General features: G+C 62.8%; 17 protein-coding genes. 10 read left to right on the forward strand and 7 right to left on the reverse strand.

Features of this window, described 5'->3' with window-relative positions; genetic code table 11:
• Positions 1–53: 53 nt before the first annotated feature.
• The gene (locus J4E53_RS25505) at positions 54–2,504 is read right to left on the reverse strand and encodes a penicillin acylase family protein (protein WP_103310735.1); all 2,451 of its coding nucleotides are present in this window, start codon (positions 2,502–2,504) and stop codon (positions 54–56) included.
• Positions 2,505–2,711: 207 nt separating this feature from the next.
• Between J4E53_RS25505 and J4E53_RS25510 the strand changes: the two genes are divergently transcribed.
• Positions 2,712–3,269 carry a cysteine hydrolase family protein gene (locus tag J4E53_RS25510; protein ID WP_092165958.1) on the forward strand — a complete coding sequence of 186 codons (558 nt, stop codon included), beginning with the start codon at positions 2,712–2,714 and terminating at the stop codon, positions 3,267–3,269.
• Between the two features lie 133 nt (positions 3,270–3,402).
• Here the strand turns inward: J4E53_RS25510 and J4E53_RS25515 are convergent, their stop codons facing one another.
• From J4E53_RS25515 to J4E53_RS25530, 4 genes are all read right to left on the reverse strand, one after another.
• Complete coding sequence (locus J4E53_RS25515; RefSeq protein WP_003198420.1) at positions 3,403–3,606, reverse strand: SEC-C metal-binding domain-containing protein; 204 nt, start codon at positions 3,604–3,606, stop codon at positions 3,403–3,405.
• A gap of 5 nt (positions 3,607–3,611) precedes the next feature.
• On the reverse strand, positions 3,612–4,097 hold the full coding sequence (locus J4E53_RS25520) for an LEA type 2 family protein (RefSeq protein WP_060738920.1): 486 nt from the start codon (positions 4,095–4,097) through the stop codon (positions 3,612–3,614).
• A gap of 70 nt (positions 4,098–4,167) precedes the next feature.
• Positions 4,168–4,656 (reverse strand): YchJ family protein, encoded by a 489-nt coding sequence (locus J4E53_RS25525; RefSeq protein WP_060738919.1) that lies wholly within the window; start codon positions 4,654–4,656, stop codon positions 4,168–4,170.
• Positions 4,657–4,658: 2 nt separating this feature from the next.
• The gene (locus J4E53_RS25530; RefSeq protein ID WP_060738918.1) at positions 4,659–5,156 is read right to left on the reverse strand and encodes a DUF6231 family protein; all 498 of its coding nucleotides are present in this window, start codon (positions 5,154–5,156) and stop codon (positions 4,659–4,661) included.
• Positions 5,157–5,348: 192 nt separating this feature from the next.
• On the opposite strand from J4E53_RS25530, the gene J4E53_RS25535 reads away from it, so the two are divergent.
• From J4E53_RS25535 to J4E53_RS25550, 4 genes are all read left to right on the forward strand, one after another.
• Positions 5,349–6,044 (forward strand): OmpA family protein, encoded by a 696-nt coding sequence (locus tag J4E53_RS25535; RefSeq protein WP_060738917.1) that lies wholly within the window; start codon positions 5,349–5,351, stop codon positions 6,042–6,044.
• A 90-nt stretch (positions 6,045–6,134) separates the two neighbouring features.
• Complete coding sequence (locus J4E53_RS25540) at positions 6,135–6,860, forward strand: OmpA family protein (protein ID WP_060738916.1); 726 nt, start codon at positions 6,135–6,137, stop codon at positions 6,858–6,860.
• Positions 6,861–7,006: 146 nt separating this feature from the next.
• Entirely contained in the window at positions 7,007–7,279 is a 273-nt protein-coding gene (locus tag J4E53_RS25545) for a DUF1145 domain-containing protein (RefSeq protein WP_060738915.1), read from the forward strand.
• Positions 7,272–8,030 (forward strand): hypothetical protein, encoded by a 759-nt coding sequence (locus tag J4E53_RS25550; protein WP_060738914.1) that lies wholly within the window; start codon positions 7,272–7,274, stop codon positions 8,028–8,030. The genes J4E53_RS25545 and J4E53_RS25550 overlap by 8 nt, the downstream gene beginning before the upstream one ends.
• Before the next feature lie 125 nt (positions 8,031–8,155).
• Here J4E53_RS25550 and J4E53_RS25555 read toward each other — a convergent pair whose 3' ends face one another.
• Positions 8,156–8,620, reverse strand: coding sequence for a CopD family protein (locus tag J4E53_RS25555; protein ID WP_103310736.1), 465 nt, complete (start codon positions 8,618–8,620; stop codon positions 8,156–8,158).
• A 99-nt stretch (positions 8,621–8,719) separates the two neighbouring features.
• Here J4E53_RS25555 and dinG point away from each other — a divergent pair, with 99 nt between their 5' ends.
• From dinG to pdxH, 4 genes are all read left to right on the forward strand, one after another.
• Complete coding sequence (gene dinG, locus J4E53_RS25560) at positions 8,720–10,864, forward strand: ATP-dependent DNA helicase DinG (protein WP_060738912.1); 2,145 nt, start codon at positions 8,720–8,722, stop codon at positions 10,862–10,864.
• A gap of 237 nt (positions 10,865–11,101) precedes the next feature.
• A complete protein-coding gene (locus J4E53_RS25565) occupies positions 11,102–12,247 on the forward strand; it encodes a serine hydrolase domain-containing protein (protein WP_060738911.1) in 1,146 nt (381 codons plus the stop codon).
• A 117-nt stretch (positions 12,248–12,364) separates the two neighbouring features.
• The gene (locus tag J4E53_RS25570) at positions 12,365–13,507 is read left to right on the forward strand and encodes an OmpA family protein (protein ID WP_103310738.1); all 1,143 of its coding nucleotides are present in this window, start codon (positions 12,365–12,367) and stop codon (positions 13,505–13,507) included.
• 23 nt (positions 13,508–13,530) lie between these two features.
• The gene (gene pdxH, locus J4E53_RS25575; protein WP_060738909.1) at positions 13,531–14,178 is read left to right on the forward strand and encodes a pyridoxamine 5'-phosphate oxidase; all 648 of its coding nucleotides are present in this window, start codon (positions 13,531–13,533) and stop codon (positions 14,176–14,178) included.
• Here the strand turns inward: pdxH and J4E53_RS25580 are convergent.
• On the reverse strand, positions 14,126–14,410 hold the full coding sequence (locus tag J4E53_RS25580; RefSeq protein ID WP_060738908.1) for a hypothetical protein: 285 nt from the start codon (positions 14,408–14,410) through the stop codon (positions 14,126–14,128). The genes pdxH and J4E53_RS25580 overlap by 53 nt on opposite strands.
• 170 nt (positions 14,411–14,580) lie before the next feature.
• Between J4E53_RS25580 and J4E53_RS25585 the strand changes: the two genes are divergently transcribed.
• Complete coding sequence (locus J4E53_RS25585; protein WP_024776354.1) at positions 14,581–15,045, forward strand: glycine zipper 2TM domain-containing protein; 465 nt, start codon at positions 14,581–14,583, stop codon at positions 15,043–15,045.
• Positions 15,046–15,246: the final 201 nt, after the last annotated feature.

Raw genomic sequence — 15,246 nt, forward strand, 5'->3', positions numbered from 1 at the left:
CAGCGGGAGCAAGCTCCCTCGCCACAAATACTATCTCCAGTCCCGGGTTGCAGTTACTTGCCAGGCACCAACGTCAACCGCGTCTTGCCGTACGCCCGATCGAAGTTTTGCGATTGCAACGGCAGGCTCTGGTACTGCCCCTTGATCCACGGATCGATGCCATTGGCATAGTGCGGGCTGACCGGGTTGCCGGACTGGCCGGCGCCGTCCTGGATCATTAACGGTTCGGGCTGGCCGAAGTCAACGATAAAGCGCATGGCCGGCGCCAGGGTGGTGGTGAAATCCTGGCCCCAGGCGAACGCTGCCGTGTTGAGCGTGGTGGCGTCGCCACCGGCCGGCAGCGGGCCACGTACGATCTGGCCATTGCTGTTCTTCCAGGCGTAGCGATGCAGTTGGCCCCATTGCCAGGCCTTGTGGTCACCGCCCAACTGGCTGTCACCGGCGTTGATGGTGGCGGCCAGGCTGCGGGCGAGGATAACGGCCTTGTCTTCTTTCTGAGGGGTGCGCACATCGTCCCAGAACGGGCTGTCTTCACGCCCCAGCAGATGATCGGCCTGGGCCGAGTAGGACAATTGGCCGTTGGCGACCAGCGCCTGCCACGCCGGGCTGCTGTCCGGGCCCAGCTCGTCGAGGAAAATCTGCTTCATGCTTTCCTGCAGGAACAGTTCATAGATCGCCGCGTCGGCGGAGGTCGGGCTGAGCCGGCCATCGAATGCCATCAAGCGGGTATAGGCCTCGCGAGCCTTGGCCCGGTCAGCCACCGGCAGGGCCTCGATGGCCTGTTTGAGCGGCTGGGTCATGCCCGGCGCTTCGAAGACTTGCTTGAGCTTGGCCGCGAACGTCGTGCTCTGGTCGTATTGCATGGCGGTCAGGCTGCGGGTGTCGTGCTTGCCTGCGCCGGCCAGTTCGGCCATGCGTTCGCCACGCTCCGGCGAAGCCCAGGAATTGGACAGTTGCATGCCGTAGCCATGGGGAATGACCCGTTGGTTGGCCGTGCCGAGCCAGCCTTGGGCCGGGTCTTGATCGTAGGGGTGCAACATCGGGTCGGCGTAACCGTCCCAATCGTAGCGACCTTCCCAGCCCGGCGACGGCAACAGACCCTCGCCTTCACGGCGGTTCGGGTAGCGACCGGTGACTTGCCAGCCGATATGGCTGGCGTCGGCAAAGACCAGGTTCACGGCCATGGCGCGGATTTCCCGGCTGGCGTCGGACGCTTTCTCGACGTTTTGCGCCCGGGACAGGTCGAAGAAGGCGTCCAGGGTCTTGTCGTCGCTGAAGCTCGGTGTCTGCAAGGCCAGGCCAAAGCCGTTGGCCATGGCGGTGCCTTGGGCGCTGTTGAGCAACGGGCCGTGGCGGGTTTCGAACACCGCTTCACGAATCGGCCGCTGGCCTTTGATGAAGTAGGTTTCGTTGCGCACGATCGCCGGTTGCCATTTGCCGTTGACCTCGTAGGACAGACCATTGCCCTGGCGGCGGATTTTTTCCAGGAACAGGTCCTGGTTGTCCCCCAGTACGCTGGTCATGCTCCAGGCCACTTTGCCGTTGAACCCGGCCAGGATCATCGGGATGCCCGCCACGGAAACCCCGGCCGCCTGGTACTTGGGCGCACGGATCTGTACCGGGCTCCACAGCCCGGGCATGCCCAGCGGCCCGTGGCTGTCGCTGGCCAGCAGGCTCTTGCCGCTGCGGCTGCGTTGTGGCGCGATGGCCCAGTTGCTTGAAGACGCAGCACCCAACAGGTTCAGGCCGGCCAATTGGTGGGTGGCCTTGCTGATTTCGTTCAGGCCCGGGATCTGGCCATTGAGGCGCAGGCCCTGGAGCTTGTCGGCCTCGGCCACAGGCAGTTGCTCGTCCGGATAGGACGGGCTCAGCCAGGCGAGTTTGTCGTTGGTGACGGTCTGGGCCAGCACCAGGTTGGCGATTTCTTCCGGCAGGTTGGCTGACTGGCTGAAGTTCAGCAGACAGAACATCAGCGCCGAATCTTCCGGTTTCCAGTATTCAGGTTTGTAACCGGTGGCGGCCAGGTCCGACGGCAACTTGTCGCGGTAGCGGAACAGGTAGGCGTTGACGCCACGGGCATAGACTTCGAAGAAGCGCTTGAGCCGCGGCGAAGATGCCTTGTACAGCTCGTCGGCGTTTTTCTTCAGGTTGACGGCGCGCATGTAGCGGTCGACCTCCAGCCGTTCGGCGCCGGACATCTCTGCCAACCGTCCTTGGGCGAGCAGGCGCAGGGTCACCATCTGGGTGATACGGTCGCTGGCGTGGACGTAGCCAAGGGTGAACAAGGCGTCATGGAAGCTGTTGCTTTCGATCAGCGGCATGCCCGTGGCGTTGCGGCGGACCGAGACGTTCTGCGCCAGCCCCTTGAGCGGCTGCACACCGGACGTGGGCGGGACCGTGTCCTGGGCATTCCAGGTCTGGCATCCGCTCAAACCGAGCACACTGGCCACCGCGGCGGCAACACCGAGCCGGGGGATAAAGGAAATAGAGGCTGGCGAGGCCATGGCAAAGCTCCTGCGGGAGGGGGGTGGCACCAATAAAGGCGCTACGTTAGTGAGCAGGCGGGGGGCGCGCAAGCGGGGGCGAGGGTTATTTGTTGATTTGGCGATGAAAGCCCGGGACCGGGTCATCGCTTTTGCTCGAAGGCTTGCCTGTTGGAAGGGGTGATGCTCAAGTGTGGAACATACAAAGACCAAGCAAGAGAAACCGGCATGGAGCTACAGAACGACGCGGCACTGATTCTCATCGATCAACAAAAAGGCATCCTTCACCCCAGGCTCGGCCCTCGCAACAATCCCGAGGCAGAGCTGCGCATGCTGGAACTGCTGGCTTTCTGGCGACACACGGCGCGCCCGGTGATTCACGTCCACCACCTGTCCCGCTCGCCGGACTCGGTGTTCTGGCCGGGGCAGTCGGGGGTGGAGGTCCAGCCACGGTTCGAGCCGAAGGCAGGGGAATGGTTGGTGCAAAAGCAGGTGCCGGATGCGTTCAGTGGCACCCATCTGGAGCAAGACCTGCGCAAAGCCGGAATCAGGCAACTGGTGATCGTCGGTGTGGCGACGCACAACTCGGTGGAGTCCACGGCGCGTACCGCCGGCAACCTGGGATTCGATACCTGGGTGGCCGAGGACGCCTGCTTCACCTTCGACAAGAACGATTACTTCGGCAACGCCCGTTCGGCAGCCGAAGTGCATGCCATGTCCCTGGGCAACTTGCACGGTGAGTATGCGACGGTGGTCGGTGTGAAGCGGATTCTGCAGGCGGGCTGATAGATAGGTGCTGACAGCGCCGGCCTCATCGCGAGCAAGCTCGCTCCCACGCGGGTTCTGCGCAATTTCCCTGTGGGAGCGAGCTTGCTCGCGATGACGGTCTAACAGGCGAAAAGCTTTTTCGCCCAGCCCCTCAAGCCCCGTGGCACTTCTTGAATTTCTTGCCATTGCCACATGGGCAAGGGTCGTTGCGACCGACATCCTTCAGGGCGTTGCGCACTGGTTCCTGGTGGGCGTGGCCGCAGTTCGGGCCGTGGACGTGGCCGTGGTCATGGTCGTGATGATGGTCGTGATCGTGGTTGCAATCAGGGCCGTGGACGTGGGGTTGCTGGGTCATCGGGGTTACTCCGCAATTAAATCGGCGGCGATTATCACGCCATTGCGCTCAAGGTGCACGTAGTGGGCGATGAATAATCCGGTTTCCAGCTCACCTTCCAGGCGATAGGGGATCTGTTCCCGGGGTTTCTCCAGCAGCTTCACCACTTCCCGCACCTGTGGCCACAGGTTGGTGCGCACCGGCACCTTGAAGTAGGCGCTGTGCTTGGGGCGCACGGTGAACCAGTGCTCGTGCTCGCCTTCGGTCAGCAACAGGTCGCCCAGGTGGATGCGGTAGGTCAGGCCGCGAACGGTGAGGTCGCTGTCGCCGGGGTTGTCGACGCGAAAGTGCAGCGTGAACCTCTGTTCCACCAGCCGGGCCCGCACCACCTCGACTTTGACCAGATGCACCTGTGGTTCCGGGGCTTCTTCACCTCGCCAGGATGCACAGCCGCCGAACCCAACGAACAGCAGCAGGCAGGTGATGCGCAGCAAGAATGATGGAGGGGTCATGTCCGTGCCTCTGGTTTATCCCCAGTCTAGCCCTATGGGCCGATGGACGAGTGTCGGACGTTTCCTAAAATCAGCGATTGAAGTAGCCGGCGCAGCACTTCTTGAATTTGTGCCCGCTGCCGCACGGACAGCTGTCGTTGCGTCCGGTCTTGACCGGCACGGTCGGGTCGATGAAGTACCAGCGCCCGTCGTTCTGCACGAACGAGGACTGTTCACGGTGGCTGTGCTCGCCCTGGCCGTCGTGCCAACGTGCCGTGAACGTGACGAAAGCGTGCTCCGGTTGACCGCCGAACACTTCGCTGCTTTCCACGTCCAGTCCCAACCAGGTGCTGTTGGCGCTCCACTCGCCGATGGACTGGCGGTCGAGGCCTTGCTGCTGGGCGGGCAGGGTAGTGGCGACCAGATAGTCCACCAGGCCCAGCACATAGGCGCTATAGCGCGAGCGCATCAAGGCTTCGGCGCAGGGCGCCGGATGACCGTCGTGGTAGTGGCCGCAGCAGGCCTCCAGTGAGTTGCCACTGCCGCAGGGGCAAATGGGCGAGTGCGAGCTTGTGTTCACGGTTACCACCAGTATTTTCCAAAGTTTTCCGGGTTGGCCCAAAAACGTGAGTTGAGCCAGTCGGGGACCTGTTTGTATTCAAGCAGATCGTAGGTGAACAGGGTCAGCACCTGATCTTCGCGCTGGAATCGCTCGCTGGCTTGCAGGGCCAGGGAAAAAAAGTCCGTCTCTTGCCAGCCGCAGGCGTTGAGGTCGGCCAGCACGGCGATGCGGCTGGCGTTGAGATTGCGGATGCCGCCCAACAGGTTCAGACCCTCGCGCTTGGGCAAATGCTCCAGGCAATCGAGCGCCAGGGCCAGGTCAAAACGTCGCGCCGCCACGTCCGCCGGCAGCGCGCCGGGGCCGGCGTGGACCACTTCGGTGTCGGGATGGGCCTGCTGGAATGCTTCGAGTGCGGGAAAGCCGCTGGCACCGATCAGCAGCAGTTTTTGCGGGGCGTAACGGTCAAGCACGGCCGCCAGGGCTTGCTGGGGGGTACGCGAAGAAATGGCAACGGTCATCGAAGTTCCTCAGTCAGAACCACCACGATAGCCTGCCCGGACAGCATGGCCTAGAGCGGTTTGTCTCTGAACGTGCGGAAACTTCGCAAACACGGGGCGAAAACCCGCGATTGCTCAGGCTGGCGCAGATACCAAGACGGGTCTTTACTCCCCTGAATCGGCGACAAGCCGATCCCTCAAGGAGAAAACCCGATGAGCATAGTTCGGACAGCGTTACCCCTGGTTCTGCTAACCAGTGTGTTGACTGGTTGCGCAGGTTTGCAGAAAACCGACTGGCCGACCTGTGCGGCCGTCGGCGGCGCGATCGGTGCGGGATTAGGCGCCATAGAAAGCACTTCCTGGGCTGGCGGCGGCGCGCTGTACGTTGGCGGCATGGCGGCAGCTTATTGCTGGGTGCACGGCGACGGCGACGAAGACGGCGATGGTGTGCCGGACAGCCGTGACAAGTGCCCGGGCACACCGAAGGGCGTGCAGGTCGATGCCGACGGTTGCCCGCCACCCGCCCCGGCGCCGGTGGTCGAAGAGCCGGTCGTGGTCAAGGAAGAAACCATCGTGATCCGCGATGTGCACTTCGAATTCAACAAAGCCACGCTGACTCCGGCCGACAAAGAGGTACTGAGCACGGTCGCCACCCGGCTGAAACAGGAAACGTCCACCGCGCAACTGCGGGTCACCGGCCACACCGACAGCGTCGGCAGCGATGCCTACAACCAGAAACTGTCGGAGAGAAGGGCCAATTCGGTGGTGAAATACCTGGTCGAAAACGGCGTGCCGCAGGCCAGTTTTGTCTCGGTGTCCGGTGCCGGCGAGAGCCAGCCGGTGGCCGATAACAAGACCGCCGATGGTCGCGCGATGAACCGCCGCACGGAAATCAAGATAAACCGCTGAAACCCTTGTCATCCGCGGCTTGTTGAGTTGCGGATGCGGGTCTTTACTCCTGTGTGACCGGTATGGGCCGGTGACACAGGAGCCTTCACCATGAACGTTCTAATCAGGGCCGCCTTACCGGTACTGCTGGCAAGCAGTCTGTTGTCTGGCTGCGCCACTCACAGCGACGGCAGCGCACCCCTCAATCAACGCACCTGGCCAGTCTGTAGCCTGATCGGCGGCCTCGTCGGCGGCGGGTTGGGGGCCATTGAAAGCAGTGGTTGGGCCGCCGGCGGCGCTGCATTGGGGCTGCTGGGTGGTGGCTTGATCTGCTACGCCCAGGATGGCGATGAAGACGACGACGGCGTGTTCGACCGCCGCGACCGTTGTCCCGATACCCCGGCCAATACCCCTGTCGAACATCACGGTTGCCCGCTGCCGCAATACCCGGCCAGTGCGCCACCGGTCGAACCGCAAGCACCGGCGAGCGAGGTCATCACCCTCAACGACGCGGGCAAGGTGCTGTTCGATTTCGACAAATCCGACCTCACCGCAGACGCTCGAAGCCAGCTCGATGGGCTGATGGGCAAACTCAGCCATGCCAATGTCGCCAGCATCCGCGTGGTGGGCCACACCGACAGTGTCGGCACTGATGCCTATAACCAAGGGCTGTCCGAACGTCGGGCCAGCAGCGTCGTGGAGTATTTGCTGACCCAGGGGCTGGCCCCCGGCAAACTCACCAGCGAAGGCAAGGGTGAAAGCGAGCCGGTGGCTGACAATGAGACCGACGAAGGGCGGGCGCAGAACCGTCGGGTTGAATTGCATATCCAGCGCTGAGGCGCGGCCCAGGGCTGCCGGGTCGTCGGGAGGGCGATCCGGTGGGCCAGGGCCCGGGTTAGATTAAATTTACCGGACCCCCTGGCTTATCCTGCGCGCAAGCCGTTACTGTGCGGGCAAAGAATAATGCTCGATCAGGGGGGCGTATGAAGGTGTTTTGGGGGCTGGGGCGCTTGCTGACCCTGCTGTTCTGGCTGGTGGTGCTGGTCAATCTGGTGGTGCCGTTCGTCCATCCGCTGCATCTGCTGGTCAATGTCGCCGGCGGGTTTTTGCTGGTGCTGCATCTGCTGGAGCTGCTGGTGTTCCGGGCCAGTTTCCGTGGCCGCCCCGCGCCTGGCCGCGATCGCCTCAGAGTGCTGCTGTTCGGCATCTTCCACCTGCAAACCCTCCCGACCGCGCCAGAGGCTTCCCATGCGTAAATTGTGTCTGCTTGCCGCACTCGTATGCCCATGGGCTTCGGCCCAGGTGCTCCAGGTCGAAGGCCATTCGTTGATGCGCCTGCCCAACACCACCAGCACCCTGACCCTGGAACGACTGGACGTGGCCGATTACGGCACACTGCTGGTGCCTTCCAATGTCACTGAATTGACCATCGACCAGTTGCACCTGGGGCGTGAAGCGCGGATCGCCATCGTGCCGGCGCAGCAGGTACTGGAAATGAAAGTGGCCCAGGCTGAATTGGCTGAGGGCAGCCAGATCACTTCCCGCGGTGCACCGGGGACCTATACCAAGGCCGCGCGGCCGGGGCGTGATCTCAACCTGCGTTTCAAGGTGTTGAATGCGCCGTTGTTGTCGGTGGACGCCCGGGGCGGCACCGGTGCACCGGGTTTCGTCGGTCTTGACGGTGCCAATGGCCAGGCGCCGGGTTGCACCTGGGGTTCGGCCGGTCGTGGTGCCGACGGCAGTAACGGCAGCGATGGGCAACCGGGTGCGGCCGGTGCGCTGGTGCGCCTCGAAGTGCCTCGTGAGTATCCCGCCGAACAGATCAAAGTGACGGTGGACGGCGGTGCCGGTGGCGCGGCGGGACACGGCGGCAAACCCGGGGCGGGAGGCAAGGCCAAGGGGTGCCTGGTCTATACCGCCGATGGCGGTAAAAGCGGCCGTCCTGGCGCCGATGGCCAGCCAGGGCCTGCCGGAGCGGCGGGGGCGGTGACGGTGCAGCGGTTCTGACGAAAAATCTGATCTGAACCTGTGGGAGCGAGCTTGCTCGCGATGGCGTTGTGTCAGTCGATCAAGTATTGCCCGACGTGCCGCCATCGCGAGCAAGCTCGCTCCAACAGGGTTTTATGTGATTTTCAGAACATCGGTCGCGCCGCGCCAATCGCCACCACCAGCAACCCGATCAACAGATTGATTCCCACCAACCGCCGGATCTTCCCCAGCATCGCCGCACCCGTCGGCCAGTCCTGTGCCGTCACGGCGTTACGCAATGCGGGCAGTTGCAAGCCCTGGATACGGATAAACAGCGCCGTCATCACCACATACAACCCCATCATCACCTGCACATAACGCGGCGCGGTTTCGAAACCGGCGAAGCGCAGATGGATCAGGCCTACGCCGCTGATCGGCAAAAGTACGACCGCGACCCAGACCCAGACGAAAAAACGCTGAAACACTTCTACCCACAACGTGAGTCGGGCAGGGCCCTCAAGCGCCGTCATTGCGGCGGGGCGCAGGATCATCCAGGCGAAGAACATGCCGCCGACCCAGACCAGGGCCGCCAGTAAATGCAGGGTGTAGACAAGGGCAAAGGGTGTCATTGGGTTACTCCGTTCTGCGCAGGATTCATTAGCGGGGTATGATAGCCGCCGATCCGAACCACTGAAAATTTATCCAGCGTTTTTAGCGCCCGACCATTCATGATCAGCACCGAACTCAAAACCACGATCCAGGGCGCCTATTCGCGTTTTCTCGAAGCCAAGAGCCTCAAGCCGCGATATGGCCAGCGCCTGATGATTGCCGAAGTGGCAAAAGTCCTGGGTGACATCGACACCGACGACGAAGGCCGGCGCAGCGGCGAGCCTGCAGTGGTGGCGGTGGAGGCCGGCACCGGTACTGGCAAGACCGTGGCCTACAGCCTGGCGGCGATTCCCACCGCCAAGGCCGCCGGCAAGCGCCTGGTGATCGCCACGGCCACCATCGCCCTGCAGGAACAGATCGTCTACAAGGACCTGCCCGACCTGATGCGCAACAGTGGGCTGAACTTCACGTTCGCGCTGGCCAAGGGGCGCGGGCGCTACATGTGCCTGTCCAAGCTCGACATGTTGCTCCAGGAAGGCCACGCGCAGACAGCCACGGCCCAGTTGTTCGAAGAAGAAGGCTTCAAGATCGAGGTGGATGAAGCCAGCCAGAAGCTGTTCACCAGCATGATCGAGAAGCTGGCCGGCAATAAATGGGACGGCGACCGCGACAGCTGGTCCACGGCCCTGGAAGACGCCGACTGGTCCCGCCTGACGACCGACCATAGCCAGTGCACCAACCGCCATTGCCCGAACTTCGGCCAGTGCGCCTTCTACAAGGCTCGCGAAGGCATGGGCAAGGTCGACGTCATCGTCACCAACCACGACATGGTCCTGGCCGACCTGGCCCTGGGCGGCGGTGCGGTGCTGCCGGACCCGCGCGACACGATCTACGTGTTCGACGAAGGCCATCACCTGCCGGACAAGGCCATCGGCCATTTCGCCCATTACACCCGGCTGCGTTCCACCGCCGACTGGCTGGAAACGACCGCCAAGAACCTCACCAAGCTGCTGGCCCAGCATCCGTTGCCGGGTGACCTGGGCAAGTTCATCGAGCAGGTGCCGGAGCTGGCTCGGGAAATCAAGACGAACCAGCAGTTCATGTTCACTGCGTGTGAGCAAGTGGCCGATTTCAAGCCCGGCGAAGACGTCGAGGGCCGCGAGCGGCCACGCCATCGCTTCGTTGGCGGAGTGATTCCTGAACACATGCGCGAAATGGGCATCGAGCTCAAGAAAGGTTTCGCGCGCCTGACCGACCTGTTCACGCGCCTGACCGACCTGCTCAAGGAAGGCATGGACGGCGAGGTCAACATCGGTATCGCCAGCAACCAGGCCGAGGAGTGGTACCCGCTGTTCGGCAGCCTGTTGTCCCGATCCCAGGGCAACTGGGAGCTGTGGACGGCATTCACCGTCGAAGACCCGGAAGACAACCCGCCGATGGCGCGCTGGCTGACCCTGGCCGAAAGCGGTTCGCTGTTCGACATCGAGGTCAATGCCAGCCCGATCCTGGCGGCGGAAATGCTGCGGCGCAACCTGTGGAACGTGGCCTATGGCGCGCTGGTGACGTCCGCCACGCTGACCGCCCTGGGCACGTTCGACCGCTTCCGCATGCGCGCCGGCTTGCCGAAGAAAGCCGTGACCGCCGTGGTCCCGAGCCCCTTCCATCACGCCGACGCCGGCGTGCTGCGGGTGCCCGACCTCAAGGCCGACCCACGGGATGCCGCCGCCCACACCGCGGCGATCATCCGCGATCTGCCGGAACTGGTGGAAGGCTCACGGGGCACGCTGGTGCTGTTTTCCTCGCGCAAACAGATGCAGGATGTGTTCGATGGCCTTGACCGGGACTGGCGCAAGCAGGTGTTCATCCAGGGCAACCTGTCGAAGCAGGAAACACTGAACAAGCACAAGGCACGGGTCGATGGTGGGGACTCCAGCGTGCTGTTCGGCCTGGCGAGCTTCGCCGAAGGCGTGGACTTGCCCGGTGCCTATTGCGAGCACGTGGTGATTGCCAAGATCCCGTTCTCGGTTCCTGACGACCCGGTGGAGGCAGCGCTGGCCGAGTGGATCGAGGCCCGCGGTGGCAACCCGTTCATGGAAATCTCCGTGCCGGACGCTTCGCTGAAGCTGGTCCAGGCGTGTGGCCGCTTGCTACGTACCGAAGAGGATCGCGGCACCATCACCTTGCTTGACCGACGGCTGGTCACCCAGCGCTATGGCAAGGCGATCCTCAATGCGTTGCCGCCGTTTCGGCGGGAGATTACCTGAGGCTGCTGCGATTTCACGGTGAAGCAATGTATTTGTGGGAGCAAGGCTTGCCCGCGATGAAGGCACCAGGGTTTCAGAAAGACCTCACAGGCCTCGTCGCGGGCAAGCCTTGCTCCCACAGGTTCTTCTTGCCACAGGGGCATGCTTAGCCAGCCGTCCTGTAGCGGTTCCCAAATGACCTAATGCCTGAAACAATGCCAGCCACTCTGAAAAGTCTTTGTTTCAAGGGAGTTACGGGTGCAAATTCAAGGCCATTACGAACTTCAGTTCGAGGCGGTGCGTGAAGCGTTCGCGGCGCTGTTCGATGATCCCCAGGAGCGCGGCGCGGCGTTGTGCATCCAGGTGGGTGGCCGCACGGTGATCGACCTGTGGGCCGGTACCGCCGACAAGGATGGCCATGAAGCCTGGCACAGCGACACCATCGCCAACCTGTTTTCCTGCACCAAGACGTTCACCGCCGTTACCGCCCTGCAACTGGTGGCCGAAGGCAAGTTGCAGTTGGACGCCCCGGTAGCCCGCTACTGGCCAGAGTTTGCTGCGGCCGGCAAGCAATCCATCACCCTGCGTCAACTGCTCTGCCACCAGGCGGGGCTGCCGGCGCTGCATGAATTGCTGCCGCCCGAAGCGCTTTATGACTGGCAAGCCATGGTCGATGCCCTGGCTGCCGAAACACCTTGGTGGACGCCGGGCGAAGGCCACGGTTATGCCGCGATCACTTACGGCTGGCTGGTGGGCGAGCTGTTGCGCCGGGCCGATGGGCGTGGCCCTGGGGAGTCCATCGTCGCCCGGGTCGCCAAGCCGTTGGGCCTGGATTTCCACGTTGGCCTGGCCGACGACGAGTTCCATCGCGTGGCCCACATCGCCCGTGGCAAAGGCAACGTCGGCGATGCGGCGGCCCAGCGCCTGCTGCAGGTGACGATGCGCGAGCCGACGGCCATGACCACCCGTGCCTTTACCAACCCACCGTCGATCATGACCAGCACCAACAAGCCGGAATGGCGGCGCATGCAACAACCGGCGGCCAACGGCCACGGCAATGCCCGTAGCCTGGCCGGGTTCTATGCGGGGCTGCTGGACGGCAGCCTGCTGGAAGGTGAAATGCTCGACGAACTGACTCGCCAGCACAGCTTTGGCGAGGATAAGACGTTGTTGACCCAGACCCGTTTCGGCCTGGGTTGCATGCTCGACCAACCGGATGTGCCGAACGCGACCTACGGCCTCGGCCCACGGGCGTTCGGTCATCCAGGGGCCGGGGGCTCCATCGGGTTTGCCGATCCCGAACATGACGTAGCGTTCGGTTTCGTGACCAATACGCTGGGGCCTTACGTGTTGATGGACCCGCGCGCGCAAAATCTTGCGCGGGTGCTTGCCGCTTGTCTATAAAACGCCATTGAAGGCCATGGACACAGGAACCTCGTGTCCTTTTCAGTTTCGAAGCGTCTGTTTATGCGGCCAAAACATGGCCTTGTTTTTTCATTTAGATCATTTTGTGGATATCCAATGTCATCGAATAAAACCCTCGCTCTGGCGCTGTGCTTCGCTATCACCGGTTGCGCACAAAACCCACAAAATGATGCCGAGGGCAGCAGTGGCTGGTGGCCGTTCGGCTCTTCCGACAAGGTGGCGGCCAAGGAAACGGCGCCAGCGGCGCCTCTGAAGCCTGCCGCCGTCGCACCGCAAGCCAAGGCCGAGGGCGCCAGCCACTGGTGGTGGCCGTTCTCTTCCGAGGAAACCGCCGCAGACGCTGCCAGAAAAGTCGAAACAAAGGCAGACGCGCAAGCCAAGCCTGAGGCCAAGGCGCCGACAGCTGTTGCCAAGGCCGAAGCCGAGAGCAACGGCAAGTGGTGGTGGCCGTTCGGCGGCAAGGACCAGGAAACCGCCAAGGCGGTGCCGATGCCCGATCCGAAAGTCACCCAGGCCTGGCTCGACGACTACGAGCCGAAGCTGCGCACGGCGATCCAGGACAGCAAGCTCGAACTCGAGCGCCGCGATAATGTGCTGGTGGTCACCGCGCCCGTGGACGGCTCTTTCAACCCGGACCGTCCGGCCATGTTGCTGCCCGTGACCCTCGGCCCGTTCACCCGCGTGGCGAAGATCCTTGAAGCCGACCCGAAGACCGCCGTGCTGATCCTTGGTCACGCCGACACCTCGGGCGCCGCACCGGCCAACCTCAAGCTCAGCCAGGAGCGTGCCCAGTCCGTGGCGGCGATTTTCCGCCTCAGCGGCCTGCAACGTGATCGCCTGATGCTGCGCGGCATGGGCGCCGTGGCGCCACGTGCGGCCAACGACAGCGTTGAGGGCCGCGCCTTGAACCGTCGTGTGGAATTGCTGGTCACGCCGGCCAACACCATGGTTGCGCTGCTGAGCAAGTACAACATGCCGGCCCCGGCCCCAGTGACGATGGTTGCGGCCCAGGATGTGAAGCCTGCTGCCGCGGCGCCTGCGCCTGCGCCTGCGGCTAAAAAAGCGGTGGCCTCGACCTCCAAAGCCTCGACCAAGAAAGCACCGGCCAAAAAAGCTGCGACCAAGGCGCCTGCAAAGAAGGTCGCGGCCAAGCCCGCTACCCCAGCGAAGAAGCCTCAACCGGCCAAAGCCGCTACCGATACCAAGAAAGTCGCGGCCGCCGATACCCCGAAGCAGTGATGGGCTAACACAAGGAATGCGCCATGACCCAACCGCTGGCTGATATGCGCCGCGACTACACCCGCGAAGGCTTGACCGAGGCGCAAGCCCCGGCCGAGCCGTTCGCCCTGTTTCACCAATGGTTCGCCGACGCGGTGAAGACCGAACAGGCCCCGGTGGAGGCCAACGCCATGACCCTGGCCACGGTGGATGCGCAGGGACGTCCGCACTGCCGGATCCTGCTGCTCAAGGGCCTGGATGCCCAGGGCTTCACGTTCTTCACCAACTACGACAGCGCCAAGGGCCAGCAACTGGCTGCGAATCCATTCGCGGCCATGACGTTTTTCTGGCCGGCCCTGGAACGCCAGGTACGCATCGAAGGCAAAGTGGTCAAGGTCACGGCGCAAGAATCGGACGCTTATTACCAGGTTCGTCCGCTGGGCAGCCGGCTCGGTGCCTGGGCTTCACCCCAGAGCCGGGTGATTGCCGGGCGCGACGAACTGGAAGACCTGCTCAAGGCCACCGAGCAGCGCTTCAGCGACAGCCAGCCACACTGTCCCGAGCATTGGGGCGGTTATCGCCTGCTGCCCGAACGCATCGAGTTCTGGCAGGGCCGTCCGAGCCGCCTGCATGATCGCCTCAACTATCGCCTGCAAGGGGCGCAGTGGACTCGCGAGCGTCTGGCGCCTTAGCATCGGGATAAGCTGCCGCGGCGGTCTGGAGCCATTGCGGCAGGTCACGGCGCTTGATGCCTTGTGCCTGGGCACGGGCCAATTGTTGCAGCATGTAGGTTTTCTTCTGCCCATCCGGCCCCGCCAGCGAAAGCGCCAGATCGCGATCCACCCAGCGTTTGATCCGCGCGTACAGCCACCAGTGGAAGTACAAACCGGCCACGGTGGTGGCGACGATAATGAAATAATCCATGAAAAATTCCAGGGTTGATGACGCAGGTTTCGGAAATTGACGCTACTGTTTGGTGAATTTTTCGGGCGCGCCTGTATCCCACCTGAATGAAAACAATTTTATCCCGGCGAGGCCGTGACAGGCGTCAAGCTGCGGAGTTTAATGAATCCCTGTCTTTTGGAGTTGATGCTATGCGTAAGTCTGTTTTGCTGGTTGCTTCCTTTTCCACGATGGCGATGTTGCTCACTGGCTGTCAGTCGAGCCTGACCGGTGACTCCTACTCCCGTGACGAAGCGCGTCGCGTGCAGACGATTCGCATGGGGACCATCGAATCCCTGCGTCCGGTCAAGATCGAAGGCACCAAGACCCCTATCGGCGGTGCGGCCGGCGCTGTGGTCGGTGGTGTAGGCGGTAGTGCCATCGGTGGTGGCCGTGGCAGCATCGTCGCTGCCGTGATCGGCGCCGTGGCGGGTGGCCTGATTGGTTCCGCCACTGAAGAGGGCCTGACCCGCACCCAGGGTGTTGAAATTACCGTTCGTGAAGATGACGGCAGCATGCGTGCCTATGTGCAGCAGGTTCAGGAAAACGAGGTGTTCCGTGTGGGTGAGCGGGTTCGTATTTCCACTGTGGGTGGTACGAGTCGCGTATCGCACTAAGCCGGAGTGGGTAAGATCCTTTGCCGATCAATACCTTGGTGTACGGGCGGGACTCTTAAGTTGGTGTGTATATCCATTGCTGCGGTAACGGCTACTTAGGGTTCCGCTCTTACAGCGGGTCACTTTTGAAAAGCGCAAAAGTAACCAAAACGCTTTGCCCCACCACTCGGTGCCTCGCCTAGGCTCGGCATGCCCTCACTT

Origin of the sequence: Pseudomonas sp. FW305-28, from assembly GCF_017351395.1 — a bacterium.
GTDB classification, from domain to species: domain Bacteria; phylum Pseudomonadota; class Gammaproteobacteria; order Pseudomonadales; family Pseudomonadaceae; genus Aquipseudomonas; species Aquipseudomonas fluorescens_AA.